This is a genomic window from Streptosporangium sp. NPDC000563 (assembly GCF_040299985.1).
Classification (GTDB): Bacteria; Actinomycetota; Actinomycetes; order Streptosporangiales; family Streptosporangiaceae; genus Streptosporangium.
Map to the genome: position 1 here is coordinate 56289 of NZ_JBEPDA010000007.1, position 23922 is coordinate 80210.

The 23922-nt window shown below is 70.4% G+C and carries 16 protein-coding genes; 5 read left to right on the forward strand and 11 right to left on the reverse strand.

Features of this window, described 5'->3' with window-relative positions:
- Positions 1 to 27 precede the first annotated feature (27 nt).
- From ABT352_RS18985 to ABT352_RS18995, 3 genes are all read right to left on the reverse strand, one after another.
- Positions 28 to 900, reverse strand: coding sequence for a carbohydrate ABC transporter permease (locus tag ABT352_RS18985; RefSeq protein ID WP_350946159.1), 873 nt, complete (start codon positions 898 to 900; stop codon positions 28 to 30).
- Positions 897 to 1889: an ABC transporter permease gene (locus tag ABT352_RS18990; protein ID WP_350946160.1), complete on the reverse strand. Its 993-nt coding sequence runs from the start codon at positions 1887 to 1889 to the stop codon at positions 897 to 899. Before ABT352_RS18990 ends, ABT352_RS18985 begins: the two co-directional genes overlap by 4 nt.
- Before the next feature lie 482 nt (positions 1890 to 2371).
- Positions 2372 to 3358, reverse strand: coding sequence for a LacI family DNA-binding transcriptional regulator (locus tag ABT352_RS18995; protein ID WP_502992872.1), 987 nt, complete (start codon positions 3356 to 3358; stop codon positions 2372 to 2374).
- A 291-nt stretch (positions 3359 to 3649) separates the two neighbouring features.
- Between ABT352_RS18995 and ABT352_RS19000 the strand changes: the two genes are divergently transcribed.
- On the forward strand, positions 3650 to 4357 hold the full coding sequence (locus ABT352_RS19000) for a hypothetical protein (RefSeq protein WP_350946161.1): 708 nt from the start codon (positions 3650 to 3652) through the stop codon (positions 4355 to 4357).
- 403 nt (positions 4358 to 4760) lie between these two features.
- On the forward strand, positions 4761 to 7076 hold the full coding sequence (locus ABT352_RS19005; RefSeq protein ID WP_350946162.1) for a rhamnogalacturonan lyase family protein: 2316 nt from the start codon (positions 4761 to 4763) through the stop codon (positions 7074 to 7076).
- Between the two features lie 214 nt (positions 7077 to 7290).
- Here ABT352_RS19005 and ABT352_RS19010 read toward each other — a convergent pair whose 3' ends face one another.
- The 8 genes from ABT352_RS19010 to ABT352_RS19045 form a co-directional block, all read right to left on the reverse strand.
- A complete protein-coding gene (locus ABT352_RS19010) occupies positions 7291 to 7911 on the reverse strand; it encodes an L-threonylcarbamoyladenylate synthase (protein ID WP_350946163.1) in 621 nt (206 codons plus the stop codon).
- A gap of 174 nt (positions 7912 to 8085) precedes the next feature.
- Positions 8086 to 9204: a bifunctional WXG100 family type VII secretion target/C40 family peptidase gene (locus ABT352_RS19015; RefSeq protein WP_350946164.1), complete on the reverse strand. Its 1119-nt coding sequence runs from the start codon at positions 9202 to 9204 to the stop codon at positions 8086 to 8088.
- A gap of 5 nt (positions 9205 to 9209) precedes the next feature.
- Positions 9210 to 9518 carry a hypothetical protein gene (locus ABT352_RS19020; protein ID WP_350946165.1) on the reverse strand — a complete coding sequence of 103 codons (309 nt, stop codon included), beginning with the start codon at positions 9516 to 9518 and terminating at the stop codon, positions 9210 to 9212.
- A 234-nt stretch (positions 9519 to 9752) separates the two neighbouring features.
- Complete coding sequence (locus tag ABT352_RS19025) at positions 9753 to 15236, reverse strand: ATP-binding protein (protein WP_350946166.1); 5484 nt, start codon at positions 15234 to 15236, stop codon at positions 9753 to 9755.
- A 460-nt stretch (positions 15237 to 15696) separates the two neighbouring features.
- Positions 15697 to 17691, reverse strand: a complete 1995-nt coding sequence (locus ABT352_RS19030) for a DUF6807 family protein (RefSeq protein ID WP_350946167.1) — start codon at positions 17689 to 17691, stop codon at positions 15697 to 15699.
- Positions 17688 to 18731 (reverse strand): mandelate racemase/muconate lactonizing enzyme family protein, encoded by a 1044-nt coding sequence (locus ABT352_RS19035; protein ID WP_350946168.1) that lies wholly within the window; start codon positions 18729 to 18731, stop codon positions 17688 to 17690. The genes ABT352_RS19030 and ABT352_RS19035 overlap by 4 nt, the downstream gene beginning before the upstream one ends.
- Positions 18728 to 19594: a 5-dehydro-4-deoxyglucarate dehydratase gene (locus ABT352_RS19040; protein ID WP_350946169.1), complete on the reverse strand. Its 867-nt coding sequence runs from the start codon at positions 19592 to 19594 to the stop codon at positions 18728 to 18730. Before ABT352_RS19040 ends, ABT352_RS19035 begins: the two co-directional genes overlap by 4 nt.
- A gap of 23 nt (positions 19595 to 19617) precedes the next feature.
- Positions 19618 to 20505, reverse strand: coding sequence for an NAD-dependent epimerase/dehydratase family protein (locus ABT352_RS19045; RefSeq protein ID WP_350946170.1), 888 nt, complete (start codon positions 20503 to 20505; stop codon positions 19618 to 19620).
- A 146-nt stretch (positions 20506 to 20651) separates the two neighbouring features.
- Here ABT352_RS19045 and ABT352_RS19050 point away from each other — a divergent pair, with 146 nt between their 5' ends.
- From ABT352_RS19050 to ABT352_RS19060, 3 genes are all read left to right on the forward strand, one after another.
- Positions 20652 to 21614, forward strand: coding sequence for a LacI family DNA-binding transcriptional regulator (locus ABT352_RS19050; protein WP_350946171.1), 963 nt, complete (start codon positions 20652 to 20654; stop codon positions 21612 to 21614).
- Between the two features lie 457 nt (positions 21615 to 22071).
- A complete protein-coding gene (locus tag ABT352_RS19055; protein WP_350946172.1) occupies positions 22072 to 23052 on the forward strand; it encodes a carbohydrate ABC transporter permease in 981 nt (326 codons plus the stop codon).
- Positions 23036 to 23896 (forward strand): carbohydrate ABC transporter permease, encoded by an 861-nt coding sequence (locus tag ABT352_RS19060; protein WP_350946173.1) that lies wholly within the window; start codon positions 23036 to 23038, stop codon positions 23894 to 23896. The genes ABT352_RS19055 and ABT352_RS19060 overlap by 17 nt, the downstream gene beginning before the upstream one ends.
- Positions 23897 to 23922 lie beyond the last annotated feature (26 nt).

Sequence of the window (23922 nt, forward strand, 5' to 3'; positions counted from 1 at the left end):
GAAACGGGTTGAGTGCGGGCGGCGGGGCTACCCCTTGACCGCGCCGAGCGTGACACCGGTGACGAAGTAGCGCTGGACGAAGGGGTAGACCCCCAGGATGGGCAGGATGGTGAGCACCATCGTCACCGCCTTGATGTTGGCGGCCACCGTCATGTTCGTCGCGTCGGCGCCCACCGACGACGCGCCGGTGGCTCCGGCGATCAGGTTGCGCAGGAAGACGGTCACCGGGAAGAGGTCGGACTGGCTCATGTAGAGGAAGGCGGCGAACCACGAGTTCCAGAAGGCGACGGCGTAGAAGAGCACCATCGTGGCGATCACCGCCTTCGACAGCGGCAGCACGATGCGCAGCAGGATGCCGTAGGTGCTCATGCCGTCGATCGCGGCGGCCTCCTCCAGCTCGACCGGCAGCGCCTCGAAGAACGCCTTCATGATCAGGAGATTGAAGACGCTGATGGCGTTCGGCAGGACGATGGCCCAGATGCTGTCCTTCATCCCGAGACTGGTGATCAGGACGTAGTTGGGGATGATGCCGCCGGAGAAGAACATGGTGAAGACGGCGATCCCGATCAGGAACCTGCGCCCTTTGAGATGCTTCTTGGACAGGACGTAGGCGTAACAGGTGGTCATGAACATCGCGATCATCGTGGCCACGACCGTGTACACCACGGTGTTGCGGTAGTTCGTCCAGAACGTCGGATCAGAGATCAGGTACTCGTACGTCGTGAGGGTGAACCCGCGAGGGATGAGGTTGACCTGACCCGAGCGGATGGCGGCCTCGTCGCTCAGCGAACGGGCGACGACGTTGACGAAGGGATACAGCGTCACGATCACGACGGCGGCCAGGACGACGGCGTTGACCGCCTGGAACACCCGGTAGCCCCTGGAGGCGTCCACGGTCACCACAGGCTCGTCCCCACCGTGCGCCGGGAGATGAGATTCGCCGACAGGACCAGGATCAGCCCGATCAGGGCCTCGAACAGGCCGATCGCCGTGGCGTAGCTGAAGTTGTTGGAAACGACGCCCATGCGGTACAGGTACGTGGAGATCACGTCCGCCGTCGGGTACGTCAGCGGGTTGTAGAGCAGCAGGACCTTCTCGAACCCGACCGCCATGAACGCGCCGATGTTCAGGATCAGCAGGGTGACCGCGGTCGGCCGGATGCCGGGGAGGGTCACGTGCCAGGTCTGGCGCCACCGGCCCGCGCCGTCGATCCTCGCCGCCTCGTACAACTGGTCGTCGATGGTGGTGAGCGCGGCGAGATAGAGGATCGTCCCCCACCCGACGGTCTGCCACATCTCCGAGGAGACGTAGATCGTCCGAAACCACTCCGGCTGCTGCAGGAACGAGATGGGATCGTCGCCCGCCGCGCGCAGGATCTGGTTCACCGGCCCGTCGACCGAGAGCAGCTCTATGACGAGACCGGCCACGACCACGATCGACAGGAAGTGCGGCAGGTAGGAGATCGACTGGACGAACCGCTTGAGGCGCCGCTGCCGCACCTCGTTGATCAGCAGGGCGAGCACGATCGGCATCGGGAAGCAGAACAGCAGGGTCAGGGCGCCGAGCACCAGTGTGTTGGTGAACACCTGCCAGAACGTCGGATCGTTCAGGAACATCCGCACGTAGCGCAGGCCCGCCCACTCCTCGCCCAGCACGCTGCCACCGGGCTCGAACTTCCGGAAGGCGATCACGTTGCCGATCATCGGCAGGTACCGGAATATCGCGAAGAACAGCAGTGGGAGGATCGCCAGCGAGTACAGCTGCCAGTCGTGACGCAACGCCTGCCGCCAGGTGCGGCCCAAAGTGCGCTTCCGGCGGACGGGGCCGGGACTCGCCTCGCGCGGATCCTGATCGCCGGGCGAGGCGTCGATTGTCCTGGTCGCGCTCATTCGCGAGTCCCCGGCCTCATCCGGCATCCTTGGCGGCTCGGCCCGCCCGGCAGGAGAGGTCTGCGCTCCCCGGGGCCCCCTTCACCGGACGAACCCACTCGACGCGGAATCCAGGTCGTGGAGTTCCCTTTCTCGCATGCCATCCTTTCGGCCTGCGACGGCGTCACCTGACGCTGCCGGACAGAAGCATCGGAGATCCGGAGACTGAAACTTTCAAGATTTTTTATTAATATTGCGGAAATATAAGCGCCTTACAAAGGCTCGTCAAGGGACCAGTCAGATGACCCTGTCACCTGTGAAGGTCGCGCACGCCTTACCCGCAGCTCAGACGTGAGCGATTTGACGACGCCGTCGCGCCCGAAATGTTTCAGCCCGATCAGCGAGCCGGTCTTTTCGCCGGTACACGCCCCGACATCGCGGCGGTCAGAAAGATCGCGGCCCCCGCGCCGACCGCGTCCGGCCGAGGACGACCGGGCGGCACGTCAGCCCCGTGAGGGTCCGGTGCTCTCCCTCACGATGAGTTCGGGCTCCACCAGCCGCCGTACCTGGCTCGACCTGCCCGCCATCTGGTCGAGCAACACGTGGAAGGCGTGACTGCCGACCTCTTCGAAATCCTGCCGGACCGTCGTGAGCGGAGGCCAGAAATAGGCGGACTCCGGCACATCGTCGAAACCCACCACGCTGACGTCCTCGGGAACGCGCCGCCCGGCCTCGCGCAACGCCCGCAGCACCCCCAACGCCATCTGGTCGTTGCCCACGAAGACGGCCGTGACCTCGGGGTCCTGCGCCAGACGCCGGCCGAGCTGGTAACCGGAGCGCGAACTCCAGTCCCCGCGCGACACCTCGGGAACCCGATGCCCCCCGGCCTCCAGCACCTCGCGCCAGCCCTCGACCCGGCCGTTGGCGTCGATCCAGCTCGCCGGGCCCGCCAGATGCCACACCGTCTCATGGCCGAGGCTGAGCAGGTGCCTGGTCGCCCGCGCGGCTCCCGCCCGCTGATCCACCGTGACGACGGGAACGGAAAGGCCCGCCCCGGCGTCGACCGCGACCACCGGAATCTTCGACGACAGGTGACGCAGGCCGTCGGCCGCCGACTCGTGCGGCGCGACGATGATGACGCCGTCCACCGACTGGGACTGAAACTGGCGCAGGCTTTCCTCGATCGAGCGACGGGTGAGCATGCTCAGGCTCGCGATGCTCACGGAGTAGTCGTTGAGCCTGGCGGCGCGTTCGATGCTGTAGAGGGTCGAGGCCGGACCGTACAGGGTGGTGTCGATGCTGACCACGCCCAGCACCCCGGAGCGGCCGGTGGCGAGCTGACGTGCGGCGGTGTTGGGCCGGTAGTCCAGCTCCCGCACCGCGGCCAGCACCCGCTCCCGGGTTTTCGCCTGCACCCGCTCGGGCGCGTTCAGGGTCCGCGACACGGTCATCGCCGACACCCCGGCGAGCGCGGCGACGTCTTCCAGCACAGCGGGCCTGGAACGTGGCAGGCCGTCATTCGATTTCGCCTTCAAAGCAGCTCAACCCCCATGCGGTAACGCTAACAGGACTTCGAGCCTCGCTCCGCTCCGGGCGATACCGTTCACGCGCCGTCGGCGGTGATGTTCTCCCCCGCTCACCGGCCTTTCGCCGTCTCGGCGGCGAAGGCGCTGGATGATACGCCCAAAAATGGACGGAGATCCTGGAAAACAGTAATCTCGGCGTCAGCTGTCCACCGGGTTCCCGGAGGAGAGCGAGCAGATCAGGGAAAGGAGTCGTCAGTGGCTCAGAAGGTGGCTCGAAAGACGGGCGGGCCGGCGGCGGCCCGATCCCAGACCGACACCCGCCGGTCGAAAGCGACCGGCTACGTCGCCGCCGTCCTCGCCACCACCCTGATAGCCGGATCCCTCGGAGCCCTGATCGGCTACAACAGCGGCCGCCCCGACGCCACCCAGAACGCCATCGCCGAGATGCGAGAGGCGGAGTCCAAGCGAGACGTCCAGCAGATCACCGAGCTGACCACCCTGGCGCGCACGACCGCCGACGACCTGAACAAGATCCTGGCCGGGCTCGCCGAGGCACTCCCGGTGGAAGGAAACTCCGACGCGCCACCGGCGGCGCGCGAGCGGGTCGAGGAATGGCAGCGGATCCTCCGCGAGACCGCGGAGAAGCACGCCCCCACCCCCTCGGGAGCGACCGGGACCAACGTGGCGCGCGGCGGACTCCGCACCGCGGTGACCGCTCTGGTCACCGCGGTCGACACCTACGCGGCCGGCCTGCGGCTCCCCGAGGGGTCCCGCAAGGACCTCCTCGACCTCGCCGCACGCCAGCGCTCCACCGCCGTCACGATGTGGTCCGTCGCGGCCACCCAGCTCGACCAGCTCAACGTCGACGCCGGCAACGGCCACCAGCACACCTACCTGACGAGCACGCCGGGAGACGGCGCCATCACCTCCGACGGCGTCCCGGAGGGCCACCACGACGACTGAGCGCCCGAACTCCTTTGAGCCGTCCAGGACGGAACGGCTCAAAGGAGTCACGCTCCCGGCCGGGCCGCACTGAAACTTTCAGTACCGAGCCGACTCCGCCGCGAAGCGGGAGGACGACGTCGGCCCGCGGCTCCGGCCGCCGGGGAAGCGCAGGTGACGCGCAGGTGACGCGCGCAGTGGCCACCGGCCGACGATGACCGCGAGAGCCGTGCGGAACACCGGCCGCGCGTCAGGGACTCCGGGAATCTCGCACCTCTCTTGACGGCCGTGACGCCGATGCCAACACTTGGCACACATCCGCCTTCCCGCCTGTGAGGTTCCAGGCATCCGGCGGAAACATCGGCGCCATCAGCATCCGTCGCGCGTTCGTGGACCTATCGTCCGTAACGAGAGGTACCCCCCCGTGAACAGACCCGCCAGCCCTCCCCCGCGACGCGTGCGCCGCCGTACCGGCATCGCCTGCGCGGCAGCCGTCGCGCTGCTGCTCGCGTTGTGCCAGTCACTGGTGGCCGCCGGCCCGGCCGCCGCCGCGACGATCGACACCAGTGCCTGGTATCTCCTGGTGAACCGGCACAGCGGCAAGGCCATCGACGTCCTCGACCTCGCCACCAACGACGGCGCCCCCCTCGTCCAGTGGTCCCGCAACGACGGCGCCTGGCAGCAGTGGCAGTTCGTCGACTCCGGCGGCGGCTACTACCGGCTGCGCTCCCGCCACAGCGGCAAGGTCATCGACATCGCCTCCCGCTCCACCGCCGACGGCGCCAACGTCGTGCAGTGGAGCGACAACAACGGCACCAACCAGCAGTTCCGCGTCGTCGACAGCGACGCCAACCATATCCGCCTGATCAACCGCAACAGCGGCAAAGCCCTCGAAACCTGGGAATGGTCCACCGCCGACGGCGGCCGCGTCTCCCAGTACACCGACCTCAACGGCGCCAACCAGCAGTGGCAACTCGTGAAGATCGGCGGCACCGACCCGGTGCCCGGCGACGCCAAGCAGATGGAGAAGCTGAACCGCGGCCTGATCAGCGTGCGCTCCGGCAACGGCAACCTGGTCTCCTGGCGCCTGCTGGGCACCGAGTCCCGCGACACCACGTTCAACGTCTACCGGGGTGGCACCCGGATCGCCGGCGTCACCGACTCCACCAACTACCTGGACCAGGGTGCCGCGGCCGACGCCTCGTACACGGTGCGCGCCGTGGTCGGCGGCACCGAGCAGGCGGACTCGGAGACCTCGCTGCGCTTCGGCAACGGCTACCTGGACGTGCCGATCAGCCCGCCCAGCGGCAATCACACGGCCAGCGACGCGAGCACCGGCGACCTGGACGGCGACGGCAGGCTGGACCTGGTGCTCAAGTGGGAGCCCAACGACGCCAAGGACAACTCCCAGTCGGGGACCACCAGCCCGGTCTACATCGACGGGATCAAACTCGACGGCACCCGGCTGTGGCGGATCAACCTGGGCCGCAACATCCGCGCCGGCGCCCACTACACCCAGTTCCAGGTGTACGACTACGACGGCGACGGCCGGGCCGAGGTGGCGATGAAGACCGCCGACGGCACGGTCGACGGCCGCGGCACCACCATCGGCAACGGCGGCGCCAACCACGTCAACTCCTCCGGATACATCCTGGCCGGTCCCGAGTACCTGACGATGTTCAACGGCCAGACCGGCGCGGCGATGTCGACCGTCAACTACGAGCCGCCGCGCGGCACCGTCTCCTCCTGGGGCGACAACTACGGCAACCGGGTGGACCGGTTCCTGGCGGGCACCGCCTACCTGGACGGACGGCGGCCGAGCCTGATCATGGCGCGCGGCTACTACACCCGATCGGTCGTCGTCGCCTGGGACTTCCGCAACGGCTCGCTGACCCGCCGCTGGACGTTCGACTCCAACTCCTCGGGCAACGGCGGCTACGCCGGGCAGGGCAACCACAGCCTGTCCATCGCCGACGTGGACGCCGACGGCAGGCAGGAGATCATCTACGGCTCGGCCACGATCGACGACAACGGCGTCGGCATGTACCGCACCGGCTTCGGGCACGGCGACGCGTTGCACGTGGGCGACCTGATCCCGAGCCGGGCGGGCCTGGAGGTGTTCACCATCCACGAGGCGGGTGACCAGCCCGCGGCCGACGTACACGACGCCCGCACCGGGCAGGTCATCTGGCAGCGTCCGGGCAACGGCGGCGTGGAGGGACCCGGCCGCGGCGTGGCCGCCGACATCTACGCGGGCAGCCCGGGAGCGGAGTTCTGGGGCGCGGGAACCAACATGGGCAACCTGTACAACTCCTCCGGGGCCTCGGTCGGCCGCACCCCCTCCTCGGCCAACTTCCTCGCCTGGTGGGACGGCGACCCGGTCCGCGAGCTGGTGGACGCCACCCGCATCGACAAGTACGGCACCGGCGGGGACACCCGGCTGCTGACCGCCTCCGGGGTGCACTCCAACAACGGCACCAAGTCCACCCCGTCCCTCTCGGGCGACCTGCTCGGCGACTGGCGCGAGGAGGTCATCTGGCCCACCTCGAACAACACCGCGCTGCGGATCTACAGCACGCCGATCACGACCACCACCAAGATCCACACCCTGCTGCACGACCCGCAGTACCGGGTCGCCCTGGCCTGGCAGAACACCGCCTACAACCAGCCGCCGCACCCGGGCTTCTTCATCGGCGACGGCATGTCCACCCCGCCGCAGCCGAACATCTACCTGCCCTGACCCTTCGCCCCGTCCGACCCGACCTCCGTGGCCCGGCCCCGGCACCGCCTGACACCGCGGACCGGGCCACGGACCGATGGGCGGGTGCCCGCGTCCGCGGCCACCCGCCCATCGCCGCTCCACCCGAGATCACCGGCCATTGACGTGGCAGTGGACCGCTGTCCTGCAACTCCACTCGCCACCCCACAGATCGACCGCGCCACGCACGGCATCCCTACTCGAAGAGGGACGGGTCTCCGGTGCCCCGGCGGAGGATCTCGGGCTCGTCCTGCGAGAGATCGACGACCGTTGTCGGGACGGCGCCGCACTCGCCGGAGTCGATGACGGCGTCCACCGCGTGGTCGAGCCTCTCCTTGATGTCCCAGCCCAGTGTCAGGGGCTCGGTCTCGTCGGGCAGCAGCAGCGTGCTCGACACCAGCGGTTCGCCGAGCTCGGCCAGCAGCGCCTGCACGACGACGTGATCGGGGATCCGGACGCCGACCGTCTTCTTCTTGGGGTGCAACAGCCGCCGCGGCACCTCCTTGGTGGCGGGCAGGATGAACGTGTAACCGCCGGGGGTCGCCGCCTTGACCGAGCGGAACAGCGCGTTGCTCACATGCACGAACTGACCGAACTGCGCGAAGTCCCTGCAGACCAGGGTGAAGTGATGGTCACTTCCGAGGTCGCGGATCTCTCTGATCCGGTCGATGCCCTCCTTGTTGCCCAGCCGGCAACCCAGCGCGTAGCCCGAGTCCGTCGGGTACGCGATCAGCCCGTCGGCACGCAGAAGATCGACCACCTGCCCGATGAGCCGGGGCTGGGGACTGCTCGGATGCACATCGAAGTATTTCGCCACCCCCCGAGCTTAGAAGCAGGAAACCGCCCCGTACGACACACGGGCCCCCGGACATGACACGCGTGCCTCCAGGAATGGCCCGAGGCCGGTCGCCCGCCGAGGCGGTGTCGGGCCCGGCGGCACCGCGGCGCCCCGGCAGGGCCGGTCGTCCTCACCCGATCCTCGTACGGACGCTCAGGTGAAGCGCCGGTAGGTGATGGGGTGCGCCCCGGCCACCGACTGGATCTTGACGTGGTCTCCCGGCTTCGGGGCGGCGATCATCATGCCGTCGCCCAGGTAGACGCCGCAGTGGCTCGCCGGATATCCGAAGAAGACGATGTCGCCCGGCTGCGGCGGACCGGTGATCGGCTTGCCGCTCGCCTGGTATCCGGCGGCGGTGTTGTCCACAATCCTGATTCCCGCCTCGTTCAGCGAGACGTGCACCAGGCCACTGCAGTCGAACGCGTCGGGGCCGTCCGCGCCCCAGACGTAGGGCTTGCCGATGTGGCTCCTCGCGGCGGCCACGATGTCGGCTCCGCTGCCGTCGCCGGTCACCGTGAACGGGATCGCCCGGCCTCCTCCGCCGCCACCGCCCGAGCCGCCCTCGTGGTTCCCCGACGACGATCCCCCGCCACCCTGTCCACCGCCACCGCTGCCGCCCTGCGAGCCGGGTTCCGTACCGGCGAGCGTGGTGGTGCGGGGCTCGTCCTCCCCCGCCACCGGCACCCACGGGGTGACGCGCCCGGGGCCGGGGACGAAACCCTGGTCTCCCGCGGCCGGGATGGCGGAGAACAGCGTGGCGTCACCGAGATGCTTGTCGATCTCGCGCCGCGCGGTGGACAGCGCGGTCTCGGCCGAGCCGACGTGTCCCCGCACAAGGAACACCGCCCTCTCGACCTCCTCGCCGATGCCCGGTTCGAGCTGCTCCGGGGTGGCGTGCGGGTTGCGACGCCGGTATTCCGCCACCCGGGCCAGCAGGTCGTCGCAGACGCGCTCGGCGTTCGTCCTCGCCGTCTCGACGGCGCCGGCGGCGGCCTCCAGGGAGGTCGCGCAGTCGCCCATCGTGTCCCGCAGGGAGGCGCCCGCACTGTGGTAGCGCCGCATGTACGCCACGAAGGCGTCGGCGGAGGCGCCCTTCCAGGCGGTGTCCACCTGGTCGACCGCCTTCTTCAGGAGCGTGAACGGCTCGGCGGACGAGCCGGCCGCCCCGCGCCAGCGGGTGGCGATCGCCCGGATCGCGGCGGGATCCCCGTCCGTCCTCTTCACCAGCGCGGCCAGGACCTGCCCTCCGGGCAGCGCCGCCACGGCGTTCATGTCGGTCATAGGACGGGCAGGTGGTTACCGGTGTTCCGCTCGGCCCTGGTCACGTTCTCCTCGATGGTGTCGAGGGCACGCTCGACGCCGTCAAGGCGGCTCTTCACCGTGCCCAGCTCCCGGTCGGCGTACCCTTCGACCCTGCCGATCGCGTCGGCGAGCTCCTGGGCACCTGCCAGGGTCCCGAAGATCGAGGAACTCGCGCCGCCCTTGGCCGGGAAGTCGTCGCCGACGCCGGCGAGTCTTCCCCCCTGGGTGTTCACCGTGACGCGCAGCTTGGCCAGCGCCTCACGGTTCAGGTCGAATCTTCCCACCGGAGCCGACTCCCCTCCGCGGTCGCCGGGAGACCGGCTGCCCGGACGACGATCTGGCTCGTTGGCCGGTTGCCTGCCCACCGTCCGGCCATGTCCACCAAGAGGCGATCCTATCCGCCCGACAACGATCATCGCAGCACAGAAGCACACCCGTCATCTCGGGTCGCCCCCCGCGACGCGAACGCCCCGGACACCCGCCGGAAAAGACGCGGGCGTCCGGGGCTTCGGAGCGGGTCAGACCTGCCGGGCGATGCCCTTCTCGACCGCCTCGATGATCCGGGGCCGCAGCTCGGAGCAGCTGATGATCGCGTCCACCGAGCCGACGTCGACCGCCCGCTGGATGCTGTGCACGCGGTCGAACTCGGTGGCCACCTCGGTCAGCTTCTCGGCCCGCACCGACGAGCGCAGCTCGGCCAGCTCGGCGGCGAGCGCGGCCCGGGTGGCGGCCGGCGCCTCCGCGACGCGGGCGGCGAGCGCGAGCACCCTGGGGTCGTTGCCGGTCCGCTTGTCGACGTCTCGCGCGAAGACCACCGCGGCGGCCGGGGCGCCGCCGAGCACCGAGGCGAACGAGCCCTCGACCGCGAGCACGGTCAGGTTCGGGTTGAGCGCCTTGGAGAACACCACGAAGGCCCCACCGTGATAGCGCGAGATCACGCAGAACACGATCGGGCCCTTGAAGTTCACCACCGCGCGGCCGATCTCCGCGCCGTACTCCAGCTGCAGCTTGCGCATCGACTCGGGGGAGCCGTCGAACCCCGACAGGTTGGCCAGCACGACCAGCGGACGGTTCCCGCTCGCGGCGTTGATGGCCCGGGCGGTCTTCTTGGACGACCGGGGGAACAGGGTGCCCGCGGTGTAGGTGTCCGGGCCGTCGGTGGGCGGGAATCCGCGGCGCGGCACGGACCGCGACTCGATGCCCAGCAGGCACACCGGCCGGCCGCCGAGGTGGACGTCCCAGACCGCGGCGGTGTCGGCGTCGGCCATGCCCGCCCACCGCTCCAGCACGGGGTGGTCCTGGTCGGACAGCGCGCGCATGACCGTGCGGATGTCGAACGGCTTCTTGCGGTCCGGGTTGGACTCGGCGGAGAAGATCTGACCCACCGTCGTGAAGTCGCTGTCCGGCACGGCGTGCGGGAACGTCGACACGTCGCGGTCCACCGGGTCGCCGGTGATCGCCTTGCGCGGCCCGCTCTCCCCCGGCGCGACGTAGCTGTGGTCGTAGTGCGACATCAGGATCTCCCGCGCGCCGCGGATGTCCGGCGCCCAGTACTGTGCCTGGCCGTTCGGGCCCATGATCCGGTCGTAGCCGCCGATGCCGTGGTTGTCCTCGGCCGACACGCCGCCGGAGAAGTCGAGCGACTGCTTGCCGGTCAGCACCATCGCGGAGTCCGGCGTCATCACCAGGATGCCCTTGGTGTGCATGAGCATCGTGGCCTCGGCGTTCCAGTACGGCTGGGCGCCGACGTTGATGCCCGCGACCACGATGTTGATCTCACCGCCGTCCTGGGTGAAGGTCACGATCCGCTTCAGCGCGGCCGCCACCCAGTCCATGTTCTCGGTGCCGGACGACATCGAGATCCGGGCGCCCGCGGAGAGCGCGAACCACTCCAGCGGCACCCGCATCCGCTCGGCGAGGTCGAGCGCGGCGATCACCCGTGCGCACTCGGGCTCCGACAGCGCACCGAGTGCCTTCGTCGGGTCGCCCAGCAGCACGACGCGGGTCATGCCCTCCGGGTGGCGCGGCGTGGGTGTGCTGACGACACCCGCGACGAGCGCGGCGCCGTTGCGCCCCTTGGGCCGGTTCACCGGCACCAGCCTCGCGTACTCGTCCAGGTCGTACTCGGTGAAGGAGCCGAACGGCCCGGCGAGCATGTCGGTCAGCTCGTACGGGTGGTGCGTGCCGCGGCTGTGCGCGCGCAGCACCTCCTGGCGGTAGTCGTCCAGTGGCTCGACGGGCTCGGTCGGCGGCGGCACGATGGACAGCCGCACGCCGGAGCCCACGTCGTAGCCGATCCGGACGGCGATGTCGACGAGCTCGCCGGTGACGCCGTCGCGGCGCCTGCCCAGGAACAGCACCTCCTCCAGGCCCGCACCCGCCGTCGTCGGCAGCACGCGCTTCGCCACGGTGTTCAGGTCGTCCGGCGAGAGGTCGTTCGGCGGCCACACGTAGATGACGATCCGGTTCGTGGCGGAGGTCTTCGCGCCGGGCTTCTTGGCCCGGCGGATCGCGTCGAGGCAGGTGGCGAGCACGTTCTCGGCCGCGGGCAGCGCGACGAGCCCTCCCTCGTCGTCGCGCAGCGGGGTCAGGTCGCGGACCTGCCCCAGGGCGACGAGCCGCTCGTCGGACGGGTTCTGCCGTGCCGAGGCGCGGAAGAGGTAGACCTCCTCGTCGGGCGCGGGCAGCCGGGTGAGGTCGAAGTCGCGCAACCGCTCCAGCTGCATGCGCTCGGCGATGCGCGGGTGCAGGCCGCGCAGCAGCCGCTCCTCCACGAAGCCGTCCGCGGACGGCCGGAAGGTGAAGTGGTGGTGCATCACGGCGCCGCTGTCGCCCGTGACGGTCGCGGCGATGCGGCCGATCCGGTGCGACGGCTGCTGCGCGGCCATGACCTCGCGCAGGCGCGCGGCCATCTCCTCGGGGTCGTCGGGAGCGTCCGGCCAGGTCAGGTAGATGTCGGCCACCAGCTCGCCGGTGCCGGCGAACTCGTCGACCGCCTTGACGGCCTCGGCCAGTGCCAGGAAGTCGACCGCGGTGGCCACGACGCGGCCCGCACCGCTCGTGGTGCGGTGGTCGGCGACGACGAACGTGCAGCCCGCCACCTTGCTCGTCCGGATGCCGCTGAGCGCGCGGTTGCCGTAGTAGCGGCGGATCAGCACCTCGAGCAGCGGCACGGGGTCCACGTCCTCGCGGCCGATCCGCTGGCCGACCAGCCGGACGAGCGGCTCGGAGCTGGCGACCATGGCGGAGATCCGCTCGGCGCGGTCGGGCGAGTCCGGGTGCTGGTCGAGGTGGCGCAGGTGCTTGCGTACGGCCGTGTAGACCTTGGCGCGGGTGCGGCGCAGCAGCGGCTGGACGAACCAGGCGAACACCACGCCGCGCGCCAGGTCCGCGACGGCCGGGAACCTGATCTGGGTGGCGGCGATCAGGTGCTCCAGCACCACGCCGACGGCGACGCGGTCGGCCTGGGCGGGCGGGGCCTCCTTGGCCCACTGGCGCAGCAGGGTCGTCACCACGGCGACGTCGGCGGAGGCGCGCCGCTGGGCGAGGAAGATCCGGAAGACCGCGTCCTCCAGCTGCGGCGTGCGCTCCAGGCCTTCGACGCCGTAGCGGGACAGCACGTGCGTGAGCCGCTGCTGGAAGCTCTCCGACAGCCCGGACCGGTCGGGGTCGAGGTACTGCAGGTAGGTGTGGAAGTACTCGCGGGGGCTGTGCACCGAGGAGTCGGGCTTGGACTCCTCGCCGGCGGGCCGGTTGCGGCTCAGCTCGCTCAGGTCGGCGAACAGGTGCAGCAGCTCGACCTCACCGGCCGGCTCGTGATCGCCCTTCGCGACGAGTTCGGCGCGCGCGGCGAGGTAACCGGTGAGCAGGCGCTTCTCGTCCTGCGGGTCGATGTCGAACCCCAGCAGGAGGCCGCGCAGGTCCTGCAGGCCGCGCGCGGCCCGCTCCGCCGCGGGCACGTCCACCGGCTCCGGCGGCAGATCCAGCTCGATCTCCCGCACCTCGGCGACGGGACCTGCCGTGCCGTCGCCCAGCGGTTCCAGGCGGAGCAGGCGGGCGCCCGCCTCCACCTGGCTGCCGACCGAGACCGCGAGCTCCCGCAGGCGTCCGCGGAACGGCGCGCGCAGCACGGTCTCCATCTTCATGCTCTCCACCACGAGCAGCGGCGCGCCGGCCTCGACCTCGTCGCCCGGCTGCAGTGGCGTGGCCACCACGAGCGCCGGCACGGGCGAGCGCACGATGCCGCCCTCGTCGCGGCTGATCCGGTGCGTGACGCCGTCGACCTCGACCAGGTGGATCGGACCGTGAGTGCTCGTGACGACCTTGAAGCGGACGCCGTTCACGGTGATCTGGCCGCTGTGCTCGTCGAAGCGCTCGATGTCGACGTCGGCCGTGTGCCGCAGGCCGCCCGCCGAGATGCCGACGCGGAACCGGTGGCCGCCGGTGCGCGCGACCTGGACGCGGTAGCCGATGTCGCGGAGCTTGAGTTCCAGCGCGCGGCCGCTCTCGTGCTGCGACTGCGGGCGGCCGCCGTGCGCGGCGGCCAGGAATCGCTGCCGCGTCACGGTCTCCTCGTCCTCGTACGCCTCGACGGCGGCGGCGATCAGCGCGATCGCGGAGTGCCGGTGTGACACGAGGGCGCCCTGGGCGCGCACGCGGTCGATCCAGCCGGTGTCGGCCGAGCCGTCGATCACCTCGGGCTCGTCGAGCAGCATGCGGACGAAGCCCTTGTTCGTCACGCCGCCCTCGATGATGACGGTCGTCTGCGTCATCGCGCGACGCAGACGGGCCAGTGCCTCGGTGCGGTCACGGCCGTGTGCGATGATCTTGGCGATCATCGAGTCGAAGTCGGCGGGGATCGTGTCGCCCTCGCCGAACCCGGTGTCCACCCGGACGCCGGGACCGCTGGGCAGCGCGAGCCGCGCGATCCTGCCGGGTGAGGGCGCGAAGTCGCGGTCGGGGTCCTCGGCGTTGAGACGCGCCTCGACGGCGTGTCCCCACTCCTCGGGGGCCTCGCCCTCCAGCCTGCCGCCCGCCGCGACGTGCAGCTGGGCCTTCACCAGGTCGACGCCGGTGGTGATCTCGGTGATCGGGTGCTCGACCTGCAGACGCGTGTTGACCTCGAGGAACGCGAACAGCCGCTCGCCGGGGTGGTAGAGGAACTCGACGGTGCCCGCGCCCTTGTAGTCCACCGCGAGCACGAGCCGCTCGGCCGCCGCCTTCAGCTCGGCGACCTGCGTGGCGTCGAGGACCGGGGAGGCGGACTCCTCGATGATCTTCTGGTTGCGCCGCTGCACGGAGCAGTCGCGCACGCCCAGCGCCCACGCGGTGCCCTGACCGTCCGCGATGACCTGTACCTCCACGTGCCGGGCGCCCGTCACCAGGCGTTCCAGGAACACGACGCCGCTGCCGAACGCGCGCGCCGCCTCCTGGCGCGTCAGCTCGTAGGCCAGGGTCAGCTCGTCGGGGCCGGAGATCATCCGGATGCCGCGGCCGCCACCGCCCGCGGTCGCCTTCAGCATCAACGGGTAGCCGATCCGCTCCGCCGCCGCCTTCGCCTCCTCCAGCGTCTCCACCGGGCCACGGCTCCACGGCGCGACGGGCACACCGACCTCTTCGGCGATCAGCTTCGAGCCGATCTTGTCGCCCAGTTTGCGCATCGCCTCGGCGCCCGGGCCGACGAACGTCACGCCGATCTCGGCGCACAGCTCGGCGAACGCCGGGTCCTCGGCCACGAAGCCCCAGCCGACCCAGGCCGCGTCCGCACCGGTCTCGACCAGGGCCTTCCGCAGGACGGCATGGTCCAGGTAGGGCCGGTTCGCGGCGGGCCCCAGGTCGTAGGCGATGTCCGCCTCGCGGACGAACGTGGCCGTCCGGTCGGAGTCGGTGTACAGGGCGACGGTCTCGATCCGTGTTCCCGTCTCCGCGGCTAGGTCCTGAACGGCATAGATGAGCCGCATGGCGGCTTCACCGCGGTTGACGATGGCGACACGACTGAACACTGAGCGAACCTTTCGAAGCGGTGAACACGGCGGCCGTCCCCGCCCCGATCGTGGTACATACTCCCGGTCGCCCCCCGCTACCGGAAATGGCGGGGACTGAGCGTCTTTCGCGACCGGAGTTGTGAGGCTCGCACAAACGTACCCGCCGGGATGGCGTGGCATGCGACCGACATGATCCCTGACTCGGACTTCCCGGGTACGCGGCCCAACGGCCGTGCTCTTCGCGGGGGCGGTTCAACGGCAGGTCGGCGGCGCGGGCGAGGACCTGTGCCCGGGTGTGGCCGGCGGCGAGAAAGTGCCCGCCGATCGCCACGCGGAAGGCGGGCACGCTGCGGGCCTCGACCTCTCCGGGGGCGGAGCGGAAGGTGCCGATCGGTTCTCGCGGCCTCGCGCGTGACTCACCGTCGCGCGCGAGGTCCACCGTCGCGGTCGTCGTCGAGGCCGCCCGCGGCGAGGTCCGTCACGAGGTGAGGAGCTCCGCGGCGAGGGCCGAGGCTCGTCGCGTGGTGAGCCGCCCGTCGGCGACCACGACGGTGATCGCGCGTTCCAACCGGTCCGGCACGCTCAGCGGCGCGTCCCAGGCCAGGGCCGGTCCGACGCCCGGGTACTCGGCGACGCGCACGAACCACGGGTCGAGCCCGAGGGTTTGCACGAACAGCAGGCTCCAGTCGTCACAGGTGAGCGCGAGCCAGGGCGAGAGGCCACCGTGCACGGCCCGCTCGCCGGAGGTGCCTTCGGCGAAGACCTCCAGCCTGGTGGAGTCCTTGGGCGCCCGCCAGAAGAACCCCCCGTAGCCGGCGCCGGTCCTGCCCTTGCAGGCCGAGCTCTGGATCGACAACGGCGCGCCGGTCCGGTTGTCCAGCGTGAAGGCGACGTCCAGCGCCCAGGCGCCGGGCAGGACGCGGGTGGTGAGGGTCCGCTCCTCGGAGGCCAGGACGGTGCCGTCCGGTCCGACCCAGTCGAGGCTCTCGGCGAAGCCTCCGGGCACGGGACGCAGGGAGCGCCGCCGCTGGCGCCCGTGGTTGGGCAGGATCCGCGGGCCGGCGCCCGGTACGTAGGTGGAGCCGCCCCAGAAGTTGACCCCGTTGACATCGGAGATCGCCACGCTCGCCCCGAAATGATGCACGTGGTCGGCGGGCCGGCTCTCGGTCACGACCGTTCCGCCAAGGGTGCGGACCGGATGCAGGTGGGGGCGCGGCGCGTCCGTCGGCTGCAGGTCGCCCCGCTGGAGGTAGGTCGCGACCTGCCGCGAACCGGCCCTCAGCACCGTCTCGGGCCAGACCGTCTCGGACCGGACCGTCTCGGACCGGACCGTCTCGGACCGGACCGTCTCGGACCGGACCGTCTCGGACCGGACCGTCTTCGGTCCGGTCGCCGCCCGGGAGCCGGGACCGCCGGGGAAGCCGAGTTCCGAGAGGGTTTTCAGCTCGGCCGCCGCTCGCGCGACCAGACCCTCGATGCCCGGCAGCACCAGCCGGGACGGCTCCGTGCGGAAGCCGTCGACGGGCAGCGGATCGGGAGCGCGCCGGATCTCGTCGAGCAGCCGGGTGAAGCCCCCGGTCCGCTCCAGCGGCACCAGCAGCTCCGCCCCCTCCCCGATGTGCGCCAGGAGGTTGCCGAGCAGATCGACCCGGTCGAAGCCGGTGCGGACACCGTCCACCTCGATCTCGTCGAGGGTGTAGAAGAGCAGGGCGGAGCGCGTCTCGCCGTGCAGGTGCAGGTAGGGCTCGGTCCTGCGGTCGCCGCACAGGCTCACGGTGATCGCGATGACGGTGCCGTCGGCGAGGCGGAGCCGCGCGCTGGAGGTGTCGTCGCAGCAGATCGCGTTGGCCCGGTACAGCTCCAGCTCGACGCCCTCGACCGAGGAGGCCGTGTCGGCACCCGCGACGGCCAGCGCGGTGGCCGTCGCGTGCGCGAACGGATTGGTGAGCGCGCCGTCCATCACGTCCACGCCGTCCAGCCTGCGGTGTCCCGCCCAGGGGGCGCGTGAGTAGTAGGTGAACGGGCGTGTCCAGGATCCGGCGACGCCGACGCCCCGAAGTGGTTCGCCCAGCGCTCCGGCCGCGGCGGGGACGGCGGCCGAGCCGAGCGACTGGAAGCCCACCTGGCAGGCGAGCCCCGTCTCCGCCACGGCGGCGGAGATCCGTTCGAACTCCTCCATCGACGGCGCGGGCGGTTTTTCCAGCAGCACGTGCGCGCCGGCCCGCAGGGCCGCGATGGCGAGCGGAGCGTGGGTGTGGATCGGCGTCGCGATCACCGCGACCTCCGCGCCGGTCTCGGCGATCAGCGACGGCAGGTCCGCCGAGAACGGTACGTCGAGGCCGGGCGAGGGTGGCAGGGTGTCGCATACCCCGGCGAGCTCGGCCCGGCCCGCCGCGGCGAGCCGCCGGACGTTCGCCAGGTGGTTCCTGCCGTAGCCGTGCACTCCGGCGACCACCACTCGCACCGGCTTCACGACGCCCACCTCGTCGGCGCCCCGGTCGCCCGCAGCTCCGGCCCGCTGATCTCCACCGGGAAGGGCGGGGCGAGCAGCCCGAGGTCGGTCAGCGCGGCCTCCTCCACCCTCTCCACCATCGCGGGGTGGTGCAGCGCGAGGGCGAGCTGGCCCGACAGCTCGGTGAGCAGGTGCGGGTAGACGGGGACGCCGAAGGCGCGGGCGAGCTCGGCGATCCGCAGGAACGGTGTGATGCCGCCGACCCGCACCAGGTTCGGCTGGACGACGTCGCAGGCGCCCCCGGTCAGCAGGTCGCGGAACCCGTGGACGGTGGCGACGTTCTCGCCGACCGCGATCGGGACGGTGACGCCGCGCCGCAGTTCCACGTGGGCGGACAGGTCGTCGGCGGGCAGCGGCTCCTCGATCCAGAACAGGTCGTAGCGCTCCAGGGCCCGCAGCGCGACGCGGGCCCGGTGCAGATCCCAGCGCTGGTTGGCGTCGACCATCAGCAGCCGGTCGGGGCCGATCACCTCACGGACCGCCGCCACCCGCTCGACGTCCTCGGCCGGCGAGGGGCGCCCGACCTTGATCTTGACCGCGGTGTATCCGGCGGCGACCCATCGCCGGGCCTGCGCCCGGAGTTCCTCCAGCGAGTAGTGGAGGTTGACCCCGCTGCCGTAGACGGGGACGCTCTCGCGCCGCGCGCCGAGGATCTCGACCAGCGCCCGCTCCCCGCAGCGCAGGTCCCAGAGCGCGAGATCCACCCCGGCCAGGGCGATCGGGACGATCCCGGACCGGCCCGCCTCGCCGAGGTGAGCCGACAGCCGGTCCCACACCAGCTCCGGATGCGCCGGCAGGCCGACCACCGCCTCGCGGATGTCGTGCTCCAGCAGTGCCCTGATCGCCTGGGCCCCGATCTGCGGTGTCCACGCCATCCCGGTGCCGCGCCGCCCGTCGTCCAGCGTGATCGTGACGAGCAGCACGTGGTTGTGGGAGACGTCCGGGCCCCAGGGCCGGCTCAGGGGTACCGACCGTGGCGTGACCGTCAAGTCCTTGATCATGACGCTACCAGGGCGAGCCCCGACTTGATCAGCGCCTCCAGTTCGGCCTCGTGCTCGGGCGCGACGGGCACCAGCGGCGGCCGGACCTCGCCCGCGTCCAGCCCGCGCAGCCGCACCCCGGCCTTGACCAGCGACACCGCGTAGCCCGGAACCCTGGAACGCAGCCGCACCAGCGGCGCGTAGAACTCGGTGATCAGCCGCTCGTCGCCGTTCAGGTAGGCGTTGGCGATCTCGGGGGCGAAGCAGAACACCGCGCTGGAGTACAGGCCGACACCGAGCGCCCGGTAGGCGGGCTGGGTGAGCTCCGCGGTCGGCAACCCGTTGAAGAACAGGAAGTCCCGGTGGGTCTCCCTGACGGCCAGCACGATCCGCTGCATCCGGTCGATGTCACCGAGGCCGTCCTTCAGCCCGATGACACCGGGGATCGCGGCCAGCTCGACCGCCGCCTCCGGTTCGAGCGCGATCGGCCCGCGCTGGTAGATGATCACCGGGAGTTCGGCGGCGATCGCCCGTACGTAGGCGGGGAAGCCGGGCCCCTGGACGAGGTAGGGCGGCATGAGCAGCAGCCCGTCGGCGCCCGCCTCCCTGGCGGCCCGCGCCTGGGCGAGTGCCGCGCCGATCGGCCCGCCCGCTCCGGCGAACACCGGGACGGCCCCGGCCGCCGCCTCCACCGCCACCCGGACGACCTCGGCGTGCTCGGCCTGCGACAGCGCGGTGAACTCGCCCGTCCCGCAGGCGGCGAACACGCCGCCCGGCCGGTGCTCAAGGCCTCGCCGGACGTGGTCGGCCAGCACGCCGGGCGCGAGGTCGCCGTCCGCGCCGAAGGGGGTGACGGGGAAGAAGAGGACACCGTCGAGATTCATGATCAGGGTCTCTTTCTGGAGAGTCAGGAGAGTTCGGTGCGCCAGCCGCGCTTGGCGGTCCAGCCGAGCAGCCGCTCGGCCTTGGCGGAGGAGAAGGCGGGGGCGGTGCCGGTCAGATGGGCGGCGAACGTCTTCGTCTCCGGCATGACGGCCGGCAGCAGCTCGGCCAGCGGCTCGCGCGCCAGGGCGTCGCCGGCGCCCGCGAAGAAGACCTCGCCGTTCGTCTCCAGCAGGGGGAGCCTGGTGAGCAGTGTGTCGACGAAGTCGCCGGCGTCGCGGGCGTCGAGGTAGTTGAACAGCGAGGCTCCGCCTATCTCGGGCCGGTTCAGCCGTTCGGTGATCGTGTGCCCGGACTGGGTGGGCGCGCCCTCCCACTCCTCGGGCGCGACGACGAAACAGGGGCGGAACGCGGCCATCCGGGTGGTCTCGGTGGTGCGGGCGAAGGTCCGCACGGTCTGCTCGGCCACGACCTTCGACAGGTTGTAGGCGTTCCAGGGCTCCGTCGGGTGGTCCTCGTCGAGCGGCAGGTAGGCGGGGGTCCATCCGCCCGGCGCGCCGTATCCGATCACCGTGGGGCTGCTGGCCACCACGAGCTTCTCCACCCCGAGGGCGACCGAGGCCGTGCAGACGTTGAAGGCGAGCTGGGTGTTGACGCGGAACGTGGTGGGCTCGGAACGGCTGAACGGCACCGCGATGGCCGCCAGGTGGACCACCGCCTGCGGCCGGAACCGTGCGATCACCGAGTGGGCCTCCCCCAGGTCGGTGAGATCCGCGGGAAGGGCCGAGGCGGCCTCTCGCGGGGTGCCCGGCGCGCTGTCCACGCCGATCACCTCATGTCCGGCCGCCGCGAGCGAGGTGACCACGCTGCGGCCGAGCCGGCCCGCGCTACCGGTGACGAGCACTCTGCTCACCGTGTGGACTCCTTCTGAAGACTGCAATCAGTTGCAGTAAACAATCGCGTCAGGCGAGACAATACGTCAAGTGAGCGGGGTCAATCGCCCGCAACCGGTCTCAGGATGGTTAGCTGATCTGCAAACGATTGCGTTAGGGTGTGCGCATGTCAGTGACCATTCGGGACGTCGCCCACGCCTCAGGTGTTCACGTGTCGACGGTCTCCCGAACCTTCTCGGCACCTCATCTGGTGAACGCCGAGACCCGGACCCGGGTGCTCGCGGCGGCCGAGAAGCTCGACTATCGGCCCAACCGGGCGGCCCGCTCCCTCAAGACGGGCCGCACCAACAACATCGGGCTGATCGTGGCCGATCTGGCCAATCCGTTCTTCCCTCCGCTGATCAAGGCCGCGCAGGCCGCCGCCCGCCGCCAGGACTACCACCTGTTCGTGGCCGACACCGGCGAGGACCCCACCGAGGAGGAGAACCTCGTCCTGGCCTTCTCCAAGCAGGTCGACGGCATCGTGCTGTGCAGCCCGCGCCTGTCGAACAAGGCTCTGGAGAAGCTCTCGGAACGCGTCTCGTTCGTGCTGGTCAACCGGCGTATCCGCGGGCTGACCACGGTCGTGATGGACGTCGCCCACGGCGCCCGCGTCGCGATGGAGCACCTCGTGCGACTCGGTCACCGGCGCGTCGCCCTGGTGACGGGCCCGGCCGGATCGTGGACCAGCGGGGAGATCCGCAAGGCCGTCGCGGAGATCCCCGGTCTCGACACGGTCGTCATCGGCCCCAACTCCCCCACCGAGGAGGGCGGCATCGCCGCCGCGGCCAAGGTGGCCGAGGCCGGGGTGACCGGCGTGCTCGCCTACAACGACCTCGTCGCCATCGGCCTCATCGGAGGACTGGAGGTCCTCGGCGTCGACGTGCCGGGCGACGTCAGCGTGATCGGCTTCGACGACAGCATCACCGGGCGGCTGCACCGCCCCAAACTCACCACGGTCGCGATGCCCGCGAGCGACGCCGGCCGGATGGCGGTCGACCTCCTCATCCAGTCGATGAGCGCCACGACCGTCCTGGAGACCCACCTGGTGGTCCGCGAGTCCACCGCGCCTCCCAGACAGGCCCCGTGAACTTCCCAGAGGCAGCCGGGCGGGCACCGCGCCCGCCCCACCGGCCGATCGGCTGAGACGGGCGCCGCCCTCGGCGACCACACCGCCGGGGGAAGGCGCGTCCGCCCGCAGGGGTGACTCCCCGGCCGATGAGACCCGGGCCGCCGCAGGCACCCGGCCCGGGACCCCTGCCGGAAACGGGTGCGCCGGGAGCCGCCCGCACGGCGTTGACCAGGCGTTTTCCGCTCGCCACAACGGGGGCACGCGTATGCCCGCAACTGCAATCGGTTGTACAAACTCGTCTTCGTGCGAGATTTTTCCATTCGGAACCCGACAGGGAATACCTCGTCTGACCTGCGATAATGCCAAAAGCTAACGTTACGATTCGTGATCCAGCTCACTGCAAAGGGTTGACGTATTAGTTCGTGACGCTATAGGAAAAGCGCATCCCATTCACCAACTCCCCGAAGGGCCAGTGATGACGCTGAGTCCCGCACCGGCGGGGACGGCCGAGATACCGGTCGCACCCCGGGAAAAGGCGGGTGCCCCCCGCCCAGGGCGTCTCAAGAGCTCCCGCGGCCGATCGCAGGCGCTGGCCGCCTATCTGTTCCTGGCCCCTTGGTTCATCGGCCTGTTCGCGATCACGCTCGGTCCGATGATCGCCTCGCTCTACCTGTCGTTCACCGACTACAGCCTGCTGAGCGAAGCCCACTGGGTGGGCCTGGACAACTACGAGAAGATGTTCGTCCAGGACGACCGGTTCATGGCCTCGCTGCAGGTGACGACCACCTATGTGGTGGTCTCCGTCCCGCTGCAGCTCGCCTTCGCCCTGGCGCTCGCGCTCGTGCTGGACAGGGGCCTGCGCGGCCTGCCGTTCTACCGCTCGATCTTCTACCTGCCGTCGCTGCTCGGGGGCAGCGTGGCGATCTCGATCCTCTGGCGGAAGATCTTCGGGACCGACGGCATCGTCAACTCGTTCCTCGGCCTGTTCGGCTACCAGGGCCACGGCTGGGTGACCAGCCCCGACACCGCGCTGTGGACGCTGATCATCCTGCACGTCTGGACGTTCGGCGCCCCGATGGTCATCTTCCTGGCCGGGCTCCGCCAGATCCCGCAGAGCCTGTACGAGGCGGCCGCGGTCGACGGCGCCGGCAGGTGGCGGAAGTTCCGCTCGATCACCCTGCCGCTGCTCACCCCGATCATCTTCTTCAACCTGGTGCTGGAGGTGATCAAGTCGTTCCAGTCCTTCACCCAGTCGTTCATCGTGAGCGGCGGCAACGGCGGACCGGTCGACTCGACCCTGTTCTACACGCTCTACCTCTACATCAAGGGCTTCAAGAACTACGAAATGGGTTACGCGGCCGGCATGGCCTGGGTGCTGCTGCTCATCATCGCCGCGCTGACCGCCGTCAACTTCCTCATGTCTCGATTCTGGGTTTTCTATGGCGACGACAAGTAAGCGCGTACCGGCCCTCTTCCGGCCCGCCCCGCGCCTGGTCAGGCACCTGCTGCTCATCGCCGCCGGGCTGCTCATGCTCTACCCGCTGCTCTGGATGGTCTCCAGCTCGTTCAAGCCCGAGGAGCTGATCTTCCGGGAGCCCGGGCTGATGCCGACCGCGGTGACGGCCGAGAACTACACCGAGGGCTGGGGCGCGCTCAAGCACTCCTTCGGCTACTACCTGTGGAACTCGGCGGTCCTCACCGCCCTGGCGGTGATCGGCAACCTGGCCGCCTGCTCGCTCGCGGCCTACGCCTTCGCCCGGCTGGAGTTCCCGCTGAAGAAGATGTGGTTCGCAATCATGCTCGGCTCGATCATGCTGCCGCACCACGTCACGGTCGTCCCGCAGTACATCGTGTTCGCCAAGATCGACTGGATCAACACGATCTGGCCGATCGTCGCGCCGAAGTTCCTCGCGACCGACGCGTTCTTCATCTTCCTGATGGTGCAGTTCATCCGCACCCTTCCCCGGGAGCTGGACGAGGCGGCGGCGATCGACGGCGCGGGCCAGTGGCGCACGTTCACCCGGGTGATCATGCCGTTGTGCGTCCCGGCGCTCGCGACCACCGCGATCTTCACCTTCATCTGGACGTGGAACGACTTCTTCACCCAGAACCTCTACCTGACCAACTCCGACAACCTCACCGTTCCCGTCGCGCTCCGGCAGTTCATGGACTCCAGCGGCGAGTCCTCCTGGGGGCCGCTGTTCGCGATGTCGATCATCTCGCTCGGCCCGATCTTCGGATTCTTCCTGGCGGGCCAGAAGTACCTCATCCGCGGTATGGCGACCACCGGTCTCAAATAACCCTCCCCATCCCCCACCCCCGGAGG